The sequence below is a fragment of the Longivirga aurantiaca genome, assembly GCF_042660085.1.
GTDB classification, from domain to species: Bacteria; Actinomycetota; Actinomycetes; order S36-B12; family CAIYMF01; genus Longivirga; species Longivirga aurantiaca.
Genome location: NZ_JBHSTI010000008.1, coordinates 521,211 through 535,200, shown reverse-complemented (window position 1 = coordinate 535,200; position 13,990 = coordinate 521,211). Strand labels below are relative to the sequence as shown.

At 74.1% G+C, this 13,990-nt stretch carries 8 protein-coding genes; 3 read left to right on the top strand and 5 right to left on the bottom strand.

The window, feature by feature from the left end; genetic code table 11:
• Positions 1-60: 60 nt before the first annotated feature.
• On the top strand, positions 61-978 hold the full coding sequence (locus ACFQGU_RS06460; protein WP_386764875.1) for an endonuclease/exonuclease/phosphatase family protein: 918 nt from the start codon (positions 61-63) through the stop codon (positions 976-978).
• A gap of 41 nt (positions 979-1,019) precedes the next feature.
• Here the strand turns inward: ACFQGU_RS06460 and ACFQGU_RS06455 are convergent, their stop codons facing one another.
• From ACFQGU_RS06455 to ACFQGU_RS06440, 4 genes are all read right to left on the bottom strand, one after another.
• Positions 1,020-2,150 carry a lysylphosphatidylglycerol synthase transmembrane domain-containing protein gene (locus ACFQGU_RS06455; protein WP_386764874.1) on the bottom strand — a complete coding sequence of 377 codons (1,131 nt, stop codon included), beginning with the start codon at positions 2,148-2,150 and terminating at the stop codon, positions 1,020-1,022.
• Between the two features lie 99 nt (positions 2,151-2,249).
• Complete coding sequence (locus ACFQGU_RS06450; RefSeq protein WP_386764872.1) at positions 2,250-5,495, bottom strand: UvrD-helicase domain-containing protein; 3,246 nt, start codon at positions 5,493-5,495, stop codon at positions 2,250-2,252.
• On the bottom strand, positions 5,492-8,866 hold the full coding sequence (locus ACFQGU_RS06445) for an ATP-dependent helicase (RefSeq protein WP_386764871.1): 3,375 nt from the start codon (positions 8,864-8,866) through the stop codon (positions 5,492-5,494). The genes ACFQGU_RS06450 and ACFQGU_RS06445 overlap by 4 nt, the downstream gene beginning before the upstream one ends.
• Positions 8,863-9,249 carry an MGMT family protein gene (locus ACFQGU_RS06440; protein ID WP_386764869.1) on the bottom strand — a complete coding sequence of 129 codons (387 nt, stop codon included), beginning with the start codon at positions 9,247-9,249 and terminating at the stop codon, positions 8,863-8,865. Before ACFQGU_RS06440 ends, ACFQGU_RS06445 begins: the two co-directional genes overlap by 4 nt.
• 49 nt (positions 9,250-9,298) lie before the next feature.
• Here ACFQGU_RS06440 and ACFQGU_RS06435 point away from each other — a divergent pair, with 49 nt between their 5' ends.
• Both ACFQGU_RS06435 and ACFQGU_RS06430 read left to right on the top strand, forming a co-directional pair.
• Complete coding sequence (locus tag ACFQGU_RS06435; protein WP_386764867.1) at positions 9,299-11,794, top strand: lysylphosphatidylglycerol synthase domain-containing protein; 2,496 nt, start codon at positions 9,299-9,301, stop codon at positions 11,792-11,794.
• Between the two features lie 188 nt (positions 11,795-11,982).
• Entirely contained in the window at positions 11,983-12,474 is a 492-nt protein-coding gene (locus ACFQGU_RS06430; RefSeq protein ID WP_386764865.1) for a (4Fe-4S)-binding protein, read from the top strand.
• A 176-nt stretch (positions 12,475-12,650) separates the two neighbouring features.
• On the opposite strand, the gene moeZ is transcribed toward ACFQGU_RS06430, so the two are convergent.
• Positions 12,651-13,823 carry an adenylyltransferase/sulfurtransferase MoeZ gene (gene moeZ / locus ACFQGU_RS06425; RefSeq protein WP_386764863.1) on the bottom strand — a complete coding sequence of 391 codons (1,173 nt, stop codon included), beginning with the start codon at positions 13,821-13,823 and terminating at the stop codon, positions 12,651-12,653.
• Positions 13,824-13,990 lie beyond the last annotated feature (167 nt).

The window sequence follows — 13,990 nt, the reverse complement described above, 5'->3', positions numbered from 1 at the left end:
GACCCCTTGGGCTGATGAGTGCGGTTCGCGGTACGGCGCTGGGGCGCTTAGCGTTCGGACATGGTCCGGCTCGCGACGTACAACCTGCTGCACGGCGTGCCGGTGCTCGGCGGTATGGCCGCGCCCGACCTCGATGACGCCGGCCGGCCCACCGGCCTCACCGTCGCCGACGACCGGCAGCTGCGCGACGCGGTCCGCTTGCTCGACGCCGACGTGATCGGGCTGCAGGAGGTCGACGTCGACCAGCCGCGCAGCGGCGGCGTGCACCAGGTGCGCTCGGTGGCCGAGGCCATCGGTGCCGAGCAGTGGCGCTTCGCGCCGTCTGTCGCAGGTACGCCGGGACTCCCCGGCTGGGCCGAGGCCGACGAGACGCACGAGCGGGCGAGCAACGCCCACCTCCCCGATCCCGACCTGCGCCGCCGCGCGAGCGACCTCGACCCCGGTCCGCCCGGCACCGTGATCTCGATCGGCCCGTTGTACGGCGTCGGCCTCGTCTCGCGGCTGCCCGTGCTCGAGTGGCGCAGCACGCGGTTCGACCCGGCCCCCTGGAGCCTGCCGGTCATGATCCCGGCCGAGCCGCGGCCGCAGTTCATCCGCGTGGCCGACGAGCCCCGGGCCGCCGTCGCAGCGGTCGTCGAAGGCGCCCGGGGACCCTTCACCGTCGTCACCGCGCACCTGTCGTTCGTGCCCGGATACAACGTCCGCCAGCTGCGCGCGCTGCGCCGGTGGCTCGCGGGCCTGCCCCGCCCGCTCGTGCTGCTCGGCGACTTCAACCTCCCCGGAGGCATGCCCGCGCGCATCACCGGCTGGACGCCGCTCGCCCGCGCGAAGACGTACCCCGTCATGAAGCCGCGCGTGCAGCTCGACCACGTGCTCGCCGACGGCCTCACGCCGTCCCAGATCGGCAGCGCCACCGCGCAAGTGCATCCCCTCCCGGTCAGCGACCACGCCGCAGTCACGGTCGACCTCGACCTCTAGACCCCAGGGCCGGGAGGTCGGGACGACACGGGCGAATCGCCTCAGCGGGCGGAGAGATCGACGGGCTTGGAGTCGACGTCGACGCGCCAGGCGGTGGACGTGCGCCAGTAGAGGTAGGTCACGAGTCCGATCGGGATCGGGACGAGGAACGTCGCGAGGCGGTACAGCAGGACCGCGGCGAGCACCGCGGCCTGCGCCGACTCCGGCGCCGCCCACGCCAGCACCGACGTCAGGACGACCTCGGCGACGCCCAGACCCCCCGGCGTGGGCACCAGGAGCGACGCGAACGTCGCAAGGCCGTACGCCGTCATCGCGAGAGCCCACGTGACGGTGCCCCCGAGACCCTGCATGACGCAGGCGATGTAGAGGATCGAGCCGGCGGTCAGCAGCGACACGACCATCGCCACGGTGAGGCGTCCCCAGCACACGCGCAGGAGCCCGACCATGCCGGTGCGGAAGCGCGGCACGTCGTCGGCGAAGCGCGTATGCGAGGGGTGCCGCACCCACGAGGTCACGCGGGTGAGGAACGAGTCGACGAAGCGCCCCAGCCGCACGGCGAACCGCTCGCTGCGCAGGACGAGCAGCAGCAGGACGACGGCGATCGCCACGAGCACGACGAGCACGAGCGCCCACACGCCGGCGCCGTCCGGAGCGGTCCCCTGGATCACCACGACCCCGAGCGTGATCGAGAGCAGCACGTACTTCGTCAGCTGCGACCAGGTGCCCGTCACGAGGATCTCGGAGGTGATGTCGCGGATGGTGAAGCCCCACGAGCGCAGCATCGCGACGTTGAGCGCGGTCGCGACGGCGCCGCCCTCCGGCACGGTGTTCGAGAGCGCCGCCGACGCCGTGTTGGTGACGGCCGCCTCGCGGACGCGCAGGCCGGGCAGGGCGATGACGATCGGGGGCCAGTTGGTGGCGAGGTTGACCACGCCCAGCACGCACATGAGCGCGACCTGCGCCGGTGTGATGAGCGCGAGGGCATCGCCGATGCCGCCCTCGCTCCTCAGCTGCTTCACGAGGTACCAGAGCGCGAGCGCCACCACGCCGTAGGTCAGCAGCCCCGAGAGCAGGCGACGGCCGAGACTGCGCGGCGGGCTGCCGACCAGGGCGTCGACGTCCTCGGGCGTCGGGTCGCTCGGGCCGAGCGCGCCGACGGGCTCGCTGGTCACGTGGTCCTCCCTGCCCGTCCGCGCCGATCGTGCACGCTCACCGTAGCCACGCGAGGCACGCGGGACGCTGAGGCAGGCCGCACGGCGGTGGGCGGCAGGTCAGCCGGCGAGCAGCACCTCGAGGCCAGAACGGTCGGGCAGACCCTCCGGCCGCACGACCGAGCCGTCGCGCACGTAGACGAACGCGGCGTCGACCCGCTCGAGCGGTACGCCGAGCAGCTCGGCATAGGCGACGCGGTAGACCGCGAGCTGCAGCGGGTCGGCGCTCTGACGGCGCGAGGTCTTCCAGTCGACGACCTCGTAGCGCGTCACACCGTCGGCCGCCGTCTCGGAGAAGACCGCGTCGATGCGGCCCGGGACGACACGGCCACCGAGGACGAGCGAGAACCCGACCTCGATCCCAACCGGCGTCCGGGAGGCCCACGGGCTCGCGAGGAACGCCGCACGCATGGCGTCGAGGGCCTCGTCGGAGTCGTCGTCGAGGCCGTCCGCCGCTCCCGGCAGGTCGTCGGGCTCGAGGAGCGGCTGCACGCCGTAGTGGGCCTCGACCCAGGCGTGGAAGCGCGTGCCGCGGCGGGCGGACTGCGCCGGCGCGGCCGGCACGGGGCGAGCGAGGCGCCGTGCGAAGGAGTCGGGATCGGCCGCGAGCCGCACGAGGTCCGACGTCGAGAGCGACGACGGCACCGGCACCACCCGCGTGGCCGATCGCTCGGAGCGTCGCTCCTCGAGCAGCAGCGCGATGTCGTCGTCCCAGCCGACGACGGTGCCGAGGTCGGCGGCATCGAGCCCGAGCAGCGGCGAGACGCCCTCGACCACGGCGAGGTCGACGTGCTCGCGCATGAGCGCTGAGATGTCGGTGCCGAGCCCGTCGAGCACGGAGGTCGCGGCCGCGCGCCGCGCCGCGAGAGCAGCGGCGTCCGGCACGACCGGCCAGGGCACCTCGACCACCTCGTCGAGCACCGGGTTGGACTCGTCGTCGTCGGGGCGCTCGGCCCACACGGCCACCTCGCCCGCGCCGTCGAGGGCCGCCTCGCGCAGCAGGTCGAGGTACGGCGACGGCCCGCGGACCTTCTTCTGCCGCGGCCCCCACCACGACGACGAGGCGACGAGCAGGCGCTTGGCACGCGTCAGCGCGACGTAGGCCAGCCGTCGTTCCTCGAGCTCGTCCCCGGCCCGGCAGGAGTCGACGAACGCGTCGAAGTCCTTCTTGGTCAGCCCGTCGAGACGGGGCAGGGCTGCGGAGTCGCCGCGCAACGGGTACGGCAGCGTCTTGGCGCTCTCCGGCCAGCGCGACCGGCCCCGCGCGCTGGGGAACACGCCGACCGTCACCGACGGCAGCACGACGACCGGCCACTCGAGGCCCTTGGCCTTGTGGACGGTCATGAGCTGCACGGCGTCGCGGGACGGCGTGCGCTCGAGCTCGGGCACCTTGTCGAAGCGCTCGGCGAGGCGCAGCCACGACAGGAACGCCGTGACCGACGACGCGCCCTCGGCGTCCTGGAACGCCGCCACGAGGTCGACGAACGACGCCAGCGCCTCGGCCCTACGCAGCACCACGAGCTCGGGCGATGCGGCGAGCTCGATGTCGAGCCCGGTCGTCGTGACGACTCGGTGGACCAGGTCGGGCAGCGGGTCGCCGACGTGCCGGCGCAGCGCGCGGATCTCGCCGGACAGTGCGGCGAACCGGCGCCGCGCGTCGTTGCCGTACGGCAGGTCGCCCGGGTCGTCGAGCGCGTCGAGCAGCGACACGACGTCGGCCGGATCGGTGCCGCCCACGGAGTCGTCGAGCTGCTGCTGGAGGTCGCGTGCCTCGCCCCATGCCCGTCCACCGGTGAGCTGGCGGGCGCGGCGGCCGAGCAGCGCGAGGTCGCGCGGGCCGATGCGCCAGCGCGGGCCGGCCAGCAGCCGCACGAGGGCGGGGTTGGCGGTCGAGTCGTGCAGCACGTCGAGGACGGCGAGCACCTCCGCCACCTCGGGCACCGCGAGGAGGCCGTCGACGCCGCGCACCTCGAACGGCACGCCACGGTCGGCCAGCGCCGCCATCACCGGCGGCAGGTCGGACCCGACGCGCACCAGCAGCGCCACGTCGCCCGGTGCCGTGCCCGCCGCGATCTCGCCGACCACCTGGTCGGCGAGCCAGTCGATCTCCTCGGCGTACGTCTGGTGCAGGGCGAGCCGCACCGCGCCCGGCGGCTTGCCGGGGTCGGCCGCCACGAGCGCCGCGACCTCGGGGTGCAGCGCCCGCAGGTCGGCGGCCACGAGGTTGGCGGAGTCGAGCACGTTGCTGCCCGAGCGCCGGTTCTCCGCGAGCGGCAGCACGGGCGCCCGACCGCCCGATGCCGGCGCGAAGTGCACGGGGAAGTCGTCGATGTTGGCGACGCTCGCACCGCGCCAGCCGTAGATGGCCTGGAGCGGGTCGCCGACCGCAGTCACCGGGTGACCGCCGCCGAACAGCCCGGTGAGCAGTCGCCGCTGCGCGACGGACGTGTCCTGGTACTCGTCGAGCAGGACCACGGCGAACTGCTCGCGCAGCGCCGCCCCGACCTCCGGGCAGTCCTCGGCGAGGCGCGCACCGAAGCGCATCTGGTCGGAGAAGTCCACGACGTCGAGCCGGCGGCGCTCGGCGCGGTACTCCTCGACGAGGTGCGCGAGCTCGATCCGTTTGCGCGACACCGCAGCGGCGTCGCGGGCACCCGCCATGATCTTGACCTGGCCCTCGACCTCGGCGACGAACCGCTCGTCCCAGGCCCGGAGCTCGGCGAGCTCCACGCAGTGCTCGGCGAGCTCGCCGTCGAGCGCCCGCAGGTCGCCGACCACGCCGCCGACGCCCTTGCCGAGCGGCACGAGGTCGCGCCGGGTGCGCACCACGACGCGGTGGGCGAGCTGGTACGACGCCGCCTCGCCGAGCAGCCGCGCCTGCGGCTCGACCCCGATGCGCAGCCCGTGCTCGGACAGCAGCCGGCCCGCGAACGAGTGGTAGGTGGCGATCACGGGCTCGCCGAGGTCGACCTCCTCGCCCGGAGGCAGGTCGCCGGACTCCTGCTGCGCGAGCTCGCGCACAGCGTCCCGGACACGGGAGGCGAGCTCGCTCGCGGCCTTGTTCGTGAAGGTGAGGCCGAGCACCTGGTCGGCGCGCACCTGGCCAGTCGCCACGAGCCAGACCACGCGTGCCGTCATCACCGTGGTCTTGCCCGAGCCGGCGCCCGCCACGACGACGTACGGCGACAGCGGCGCGGTGATCGCCGCGATCTGCTCGTCGCTGAACGGGACGCCGAGCAGCGCCTTCAGCTCGCGGACGCCGAAGCCGTCGACGGCGGTGCGCGGGCGCACCGGGACGTTGCTCACGGCAGCACCTCCCGGCCTTCGTCGACCGCGGGGCAGGCACGGCGGAAGTCGCACATCGAGCAGTGGCTGCCGGGGCGCGCCACGAACAGCTCGGCGCGCACCCGCTGCTCGGCCGACTCGACCGCCTCGTCGACCCACGACGGCCCGTCGCCGATCGGCGCCTGCTCCTGCACCGCCGGCATCCCGGTGCGCTTGCGCTCGACGCGCAGCAGCACGAGCTCGGCCCCGGCGACGTGGACGGACTCACCGGGCGCCGGGAGACCGGCGCGCTCGCGGACGTCGGCCGGCAGCGAGTCGAGCGCGCCGCGCTGCACCGCGAGCTGGTAGACGCCGAGCTGGATGTGCTCGGCGAGGGCGTCTCCGGTCTCGGGGTTGCGCTGGGTCTTGAGGTCGGCCACGTGCACGGCGCCGTCGGCGTCGACCTCGACCCGGTCGAACGATCCGCGCACCCGGACGCCGTGCTCGCCGACGGGCAGCTGCAGGTCGAACTCGTGCTCGCTCGCCACGAAGGTGCGGTCGTCCCTGCCGTCGTGCCAGTCGAGGAACCGGCGCAGCGCCTCGCTCGCCTCGACCCGCTCGCCCTCGCTCTGCCAGGTGGCCTCGAACCCCAGCGCGGACCAGATCCGGTCGACCTCGGTCTCGAGCACGGCGAGGTCCGGCGGCAGCTCGCCGCGCGCGACGGCGTCGGCGAGCGTGTGCACCACCGACCCGAACCCGAGCGCGGTCGTGCGCGCCACCTCGGCGTGGGTCTCGTGCCCGAGGAACCACTGCAGCGGGCACTTCCCGAGGGTCGAGAGCTGGCTGCCGGACAGCGCGACCGGAGCGTCGGCCTCACGGACCGGCTCCGACGACTCGGTCGGGTCGAGCAGGCCCCACCAGCGGTCGGGGTGGGCGGCCGGAACCAGCGGGCGGCCGTCGTCGTCGGCGGCCGAGGCCAGGGCCGCGAGCCGGCGGGTGGCCGCTGCCCGCAACGTGGCCGGCAGCGCGCTGTCGACCGCCGTCGCGCGCAGCTGTGCGACGAGCCCGCTCACCGACAGCGGCCGCGCCGGGCGACCGATGACGTGGGCCACCGAGTCCTCGCCGCCGGCGAGCTCGGCGAGCAGGCGCGACGGCTGGGGGCCGTCGTCGTGGCTCGACCGCACGGCCGAGACGACCAGCGACTCCTGCGCCCGCGTGCAGGCGACGTAGAAGAGCCGCCGCTCCTCGGCCAGCAGGGCCGCGGGGGGCGCGGCCTCGCCGAGGCCCGTGCGCTCGAGGCGGTCGGCCTGCAGGAGCGAGCCCCGACGACGGAGATCGGGCCACACGCCCTCCTGCACGCCCGGCACCACGACGAGCCGCCACTGCAGGCCCTTCGCACGGTGCGCGGTGAGCAGCCGGACGGCAGGCCCGCGGATGCCGCGTTCGGCGAGGCTGTCGGCCGGGATCACCTGCGAGTCGAGCTCGGCCAGGAAGTTGGCGACGCCGCGGCGTCCGCCGAACCGGTCCTCGGCCCGCTCGGCCGCGGCGAAGAGCCCGAGGACCGCGTCGAGGTCGGAGTCGGCACGGCGACCGCCGTCGCCCCCGCGCAGGGCCGCCTGCTCGAGGCGCCGTGGCCATCCCGACCCGCCCCGGCCGTTCGAGCCGGACCAGACGGTCCAGAGCACCTCCTCGGTGCTCCCCCGCCTCGCCATGACCTCGCGTGCCGCGTGCAGGAGCCGGGCGACACGGACCACGCACTCCTGCGCGTGCCGCGCGCGGGCGTCCCTGCCCGCCGCCGACTGCTGCACGGGCAGGACGGTCGCGGGATCGGCCACGAGGTCGACGAGCAGACGGCGCAGCAGCTCGCCCGACGGTGCGGGCCGCTGGTCGGGGTCTTCCTCGCGCGCGAGCCGGCGCAGCACGCCGCCGAGCCGCCGGACGTCGGCCGGATCGGCGTCGCCGAGAGGGGAGAGCAGCAGCGTGTGGACCGTGTCGTCGTCGACCGCCCCGGCATCGGGCGGGCCCTGCGGCTGACCGAGGTCGACCGCCACCCGCAGCAGGGTGAGGAGCGGCGCGAGGGCGGGCTCGTCGTGCAGCGGCACCTCGTCGGACGCCACCTCGACCGGGACGCCGGCGGAGAGCAGCGCCCGTCGCAGCGTGGGGATCGAGCGACGCCCGCTGCGCACAAGCACCGCCATGTCCGACCAGGGCACGCCGCGCTCGAGGTGCTCGCGACGGAGCCGGTCGGCGACGTGCGCGGCCTCGGCGTGCTCGGAGTCGTAGGTGCGCACCTCGAGCGAGCCCTCGCCGTACGCCGGTGCCTCGCTGACCGGGTGCCGGTGGTCGTAGACGATCGTGGCGGGCAGCGGGGCGAGCGAGGTGGTGCGCAGCACCCGCCCGGCGGCCGCGCGCAGCACCGGCCCGAAGCGGCGGGTGCGGCGGAGCACGATGACGGGGGCGTCGGACCCGTCGGGGGCTCGGAAGGTCTCGCGGAAGCCGAGGATCCCGCCGATGTCGGCGCCTCGGAACGCGTAGATGCTCTGGTCGGGATCGCCCACCACCACGAACGACGTCGAGGGCCCGACGAGCCCCTGCAGCAGCCGCACCTGCGCGGGGTCGGTGTCCTGGAACTCGTCGACCAGCACCACGGAGTACTGCGCCCGCAGCCGGGCCTGCACGTCCGGGTCGTGCGCGAGCAGCCCGGCCCGGTGGACGACCTCGGTGTAGTCGGTGACCCCCTCGGCGTCGAGCACGTCGAGGTAGTCGCCGAGGAACTCTCCGACCGCCTTCCACGCCGGGCCGACGCTGCCCGCGTGGGCGGCCAGCGCCTCGAGGTCCCAGGGGTCGAGGCCGAGGGCGCGGGCCTTCGCCACGACGGCGCGCACCTCGGACGCGAGGCCGCGCGTGCCGAGCGCGGCGGCGAGGTCGGCGGGCCAGGCGAGGCGCCCGTCCGAGACGGCACCCGTGAGCAGCTCGCGCAGGCGCGCCTCCTGCTCGGGGCCGGACAGCAGGCGCAGGGGCTCGGCGAAGGCCTCGGGGTCGGCCGCCTGGCGCACGAGCGCGTAGGCGAACGAGTGGAACGTGGTGACGGTGGGGACGACCCCGCCACCGAGGCGGGCGGTGACGCGCTCGCGCCACTCCCCGGCGGCGCGGCGGCCGAACGTGAGGCCGAGCACCTGGTCGGCGCGCACCGCGGTCGGTCCCTGCAACCGCGCGACCATCGCCTCGACCAGGGTCGTGGTCTTGCCCGTGCCGGGGCCGGCGAGCACGAGGAGCGGGCCCTCCCGGTGCGCCACGACCCGGCGCTGCTCGGCGTCGAGCGCGGGCGCCGCGGCCGAGAGCGGCGGCGTCCGGTCGAGGACCAGCTTCGGGATGTCCGACGCGTGCACGGCGTCGGCGGAGGTGCTGGTCACTCCCCGATCCCATCACCCGGGTGCGACATCTCGGGCGCCCAGCGCGCCCGGGCCATGTCGATGCGGGTGCCCCGCAGCGGGGTGCCCTCGCGCCGGTGGCGTCGCAGGGCCTCGGCCTCGTGGCCGACCGCCGGGGAGCCGTCCGCGCGCACGACCCGGTGCCACGGCACGCCCGAGCCGAAGCGGGCCATGACCGTGCCGACCTGCCGGGGCCCGCCGCCGCGCTGCAGGGCCGCGGCGACGTCGCCGTACGCCATCACCCGGCCCGGGGGGATGCGCGAGACGAGGTCGAGCACGGCCTCGGCGTACGGCGTGGGCAGGCCCGCCGCGGTGTCGGGATCCGCGCGCGGGCGGGTCCGAGCGGGCGACGTCACGCCCGCCATCCTGCCCGCCTGTGCACCTCGACCTCCGGGGGATGCGACGATCAGTCGCGTGTCCGTCGAGCCGCGTCCGTCCGTCGACCCCGTCGACGGCCGTCCCGAGGCGCCCGTGACCACGTCCCGGGACCAGTCGCTGCCGGACTACCCGCTCGAGCGGACCTTCGACGACGACAGCCACGGCACCCTCGTGATCGAGGACGGCGTGATCCCACGGCGCGTCCGCCGCCCGGCCGACGTGATCCGTCTCAGCCTCGCGATCCTCGGCATGGCCGTGCTCGTGGCCGTGGCCTACTTCCTCAGCGCCACCAGCACGGGCATCGAGGAGGACGTCACGCAGGTGAGCGGGCGGCTGCCGTCGTTCCTGCTGCTCGCGCTCAACGTCATCGGCGCGCTGGGCCTGCTCGGCCTCCCGATCGCCGCCGCCATCGACCTGCTCGTCCGCAAGCGCGGCCGCCAGCTGGTCGAGGCGATCGGCGCGATGGTGGTGGCCACCGCCCTCGCCGTGCTCATCGCCGCCCTGGTCGCGCTGTGGGGCTCGAGCAAGCTGCTCCTGGCGCTCACCGGCACGGACGAGCCCTCGCGGGTGTTCGTGCTCAACCCGCTCATCGTCGGGCTCGTCGCGTTCATCACCGTGGCGCGCCTGCTCGGCCGCGGTCGCTGGGGCGTGTTCGCCGTCATCACGGTGGTCGCGGTGTCCGTCGGCCCGATCACGAACGGATCGTCCACCGTCGTGGTGATCGGGCTGTCGCTGCTGCTCGGCTGGGCCGTGGGGCTCGGTGCCCGCTACGCGCTGGGCACGCCCACCACCCGCCCGAGCGGGATCCAGGTGGCCGACGTCCTCGACCGGGCCGGCCTGCCCCTCACCCTCCTGCGGGCCGACCGCCACACCGCGCGCGGTCGCCAGTACTCGGCGTACACGCGCAGCGGCAGCCCCCTGCGCGTCGTCGTCTTCGACCGCGACCTCGAGGGCGCGGGCGTCGGCGCCGCGGCCTGGCGCAACCTCAGGCTGCGCACCGACCCCGGCTCGCCCGGCGGCTTCTCGATGCGCGCCCAGCTCGAGCACGCGGCCCTCATGACCTACGCCGGCACGGCGGCCGGGGCACCGGTGCCCGCGCTGCGCCTCGCGAGCGAGGTCGGGCCCGACTCCACCCTGCTCGCGTACGACCAGATCCCGGGCACGACGTGGGCCGAGATCGGCCCCGGCGTGCTGACCGACGCTGACCTCGACGCCGCGTTCACGGCGGTGCAGCGGCTGCACCGCGACCGCATCGCGCATCGGGCGCTCTCCGCCGAGCAGATCATCCGGCCGCGCGAGGGCCAGGTGTGGCTCGCGGGCCTGCAGCACGGCACGATCGCGGCCGGCGACCTCGCCGAGCGCATCGACCTCGCCGAGATCCTCGCGACCGCGGCGCTCATGACCGACCCGGCCCGGGCCGTGGCGGCAGGGGCGCGGGTGTTCGGCGAGGAGAAGATCCTGCGGGCGCTCCCGGCACTGCAGATCGTGGCGCTCTCCAGCGACACCCGACGCCGCGTGCGCAAGAACAAGAAGCTGCTCGGCCTGGTGCGCGAGGAGCTCGTGGCGCTGAGGCCGTCCGCGGCGGAGACTCCGCCCATCGAGCTGCGCCGCATCACGCCGCGCACGCTGCTCACGATCGTGGCGGGCACCATCGCCGGCTACGTCCTGCTGAGCCAGCTGGCCCAGGTCGACCTCGTCGGGCTCGTGCGCCAGGCCGACCTCCGGTGGGCGCTCGTCGCGCTCGTCCTGTCGTTCCTGACCTTCGTCGGTGCGTCCCTGTCCCTGTCGGGCTTCGTGCCCGAGCAGCTCTCGCACGTGCGGACGTTCGCCGCCCAGCTCGCGGCGGCGTTCGCCACGCTCGTCTCGCCGCCCACGGTCGGCGCGGTCGCGGTGAACGTGCGCTACCTGCAGCGGTCAGGGCTGCACCCCGCGCTCGCAGCGGCGAGCGTCGGCGTATCCCAGGTGTTCGCCTTCGTCCTGCACATCGCGATGCTGTTCATCGTCGGAATCCTGGCGGGCACCAACAGCTCGATCGAGCTGCAGCCGCCCGCCTGGGCGATCTGGGCAGTCGTCGGCGTCGTTCTGATCCTGGCGCTGCTGCTGATGTTCGGGCCGGTGCGCAAGATCCTCGTCGACCGCGTGCGGCCGATCTTCAACGAGGTCGGTCCCCGCCTGGTCACGCTGACCCAGCAGCCGTGGAAGATCGTCGAGGGCATGGGCGGCATCCTGCTGCTCAACGCGGCGTTCGCCCTCTGCATGATCGCCTGCGTCGAGGCGTTCGACTCCGGCCCCATGAACTACGCGGCGATCGCGCTGGTTTACCTCGCGGGGTCGACCCTCGGCCAGGCGGCTCCGACGCCGGGCGGCCTCGGTGCCGTGGAGGCGGCGTACGTCTTCGGCCTCACCGCCGCCGGCGTCGACTCCGGCGTCGCGGTGTCGGCCACGCTGCTGTTCCGGCTGCTCACCTTCTGGCTGCCGACCCTCCCCGGCTACTGGTCCTTCAACTGGCTCCAGCGCGTCGGCTCCCTCTAGCCCCCCCGGGTCTGCGATGAAGGCTGGGCCCCCGCCGGGTGAGAAGGGCCGAAGGCCTCACCCGGTAGGGGACTTCATCCCATAGAGCCGAACAACTCCGGCATTCATGAGCAGCGTGCACTGCGCCGGAAAGGCGCGCGTCGGTGCCCCGACGCGCGCTCGGGACCCGGTGGGTGGACCATCGGCTCGTGACCAGACGCGACTACCCGACCGCAGGCCTCACGATCCACTGGGACAGCGACATCTGCATCCATTCCGGCGTGTGCGCGCGCACCCTCCCGCAGGTCTTCCGGCCGCGGGAGAAGCCGTGGATCGACGCCGATGCCGCCGATGCCGCTGCGCTCGCCGCCGCGATCGACACATGCCCGAGCGGCGCGCTGCGCTACACGCGGACCGACGTCGAGCCCGCGCCGAAGGGCGAGCTGCTCCTGCCGTCGCCGGCACCCGAGGTGCCGACGGCCCCCGCTGAGCCGGCGGCGGCCGTCGTCGTCACGGCGACGGAGAACGGCCCGTACGAGATCCGCGGAGCGGTCAGCGTGTGCGCGGCCGACGGCACGGTGCTGCGCGAGGTGGGCCGGGTGGCGTACCTCTGCCGCTGCGGGCACTCGGCCACCAAGCCGTTCTGCGACGGCACGCACAACCGCGTCGGCTTCTCGGACGCCCCGGCACCGGCGAGCTGACCCAGTCCCCAACTTCATGAAGGCCGGAACTGCTCGGCTCTACCGGATGAAGTCCCCTACCGGGTGAGGCCTTCGGCCATTCTCACCCTGCGGGGGACCAGCCTTCATCGCGAACGACGAGGCCCCGACCGGGATCCGGTCGGGGCCTCGTCGTGCGTACAGCGGGTGGGCGGGCGTCAGTAGACGGGCAGCTCGGGGTGGAGCTGGTTGACCCACGCGACGATGCCGCCGCCGACGTGGATGGCGTCGGAGAAGCCCGCGCCCTTCACGACCGCGAGGGCTTCCGCCGAACGGCCGCCCACCTTGCAGTGCAGCACGATCTGCTTGTCGCTGGGCAGCTGCTCCAGGGCCTTGCCGTTCAGGAAATCGCCCTTGGGGATGAGCACCGCGCCCGGGATGCTCACGATCTCCCACTCGTTCTGCTCGCGGACGTCGATCAGCACGAAGTCGCGTTCGCCGCGCTCACGCTCGGCGAGCATCTCGTCGAGCTGCTTGACCGAGATCGTCGAGCCCACCGCAGCATCGGCCGCGGCCTCGGAGATCGTGCCGCAGAACGCGTCGTAGTCGATGAGACCCGTGATCGGGGTGGCGTTCGGGTCCTTGCGGATCTTCACCGTGCGGTACGACATCTCGAGGGCGTCGTAGATCATCAGGCGGCCCAGCAGGGTGTCGCCGATGCCGGTGATCAGCTTGATCGCCTCGGTGACCATGACGGAGCCGATCGACGCGCAGAGGACGCCGAGCACGCCGCCCTCGGCGCACGACGGCACCATGCCGGGCGGCGGGGGCTCGGGGTAGAGGTCGCGGTAGTTCGGGCCGTACTCGTCCCAGAAGACCGAGACCTGGCCCTCGAAGCGGTAGATCGAGCCCCAGACGTAGGGCTTCCCGAGCAGCACCGCTGCGTCGTTGACCATGTAGCGCGTCGCGAAGTTGTCGGTGCCGTCGACGATGAGGTCGTAGCCGCTGAAGATGTCGAGCACGTTGTCGTTGTCGAGGCGCGTGTCGTGGAGGATCACGTTCACGTAGGGGTTGACCTCGAGCACCGAGTCGCGCGCCGACTCCGCCTTGGATCGACCGATGTCGCTCTGGCCGTGGATGATCTGGCGCTGCAGGTTCGACTCGTCGACGGTGTCGAACTCCACGATGCCGAGCGTGCCGACGCCGGCTGCGGCCAGGTACAGCAGCGCGGGGCTGCCGAGGCCGCCCGCACCGACGCACAGGACCTTGGCGTTCTTCAGACGCTTCTGACCCGCCATCCCGACGTCGGGGATGATGATGTGGCGGCTGTAGCGGCGGACCTCGTCGACGGTGAGTGCGTCGGCAGGCTCGACCAGCGGCGGCAGGGACACGGACGTTCTCCTCAGAGCTCGGGCACACCGGCTCCCCGGTGTCTGCGCACGTCAACGGTGCCACGGGGCGATCTGTTCCCGTCATCGGGGTCCAGCACTCGGGACGGGCGTCCAGCTGCTGGACAGGGCCACCAGGGCGACGTCGGTGCTGGTGGGACGGCGCCCGG

Bases quoted from the DNA above. Each gene is read 5' to 3' on its own strand.
- ACFQGU_RS06460 (WP_386764875.1), top strand. From the start codon at position 61: ATGGTCCGGCTCGCGACGTACAACCTGCTGCACGGCGTGCCGGTGCTC.
- ACFQGU_RS06440 (WP_386764869.1), bottom strand. From the start codon at position 9,249: ATGGCGGGCGTGACGTCGCCCGCTCGGACCCGCCCGCGCGCGGATCCC.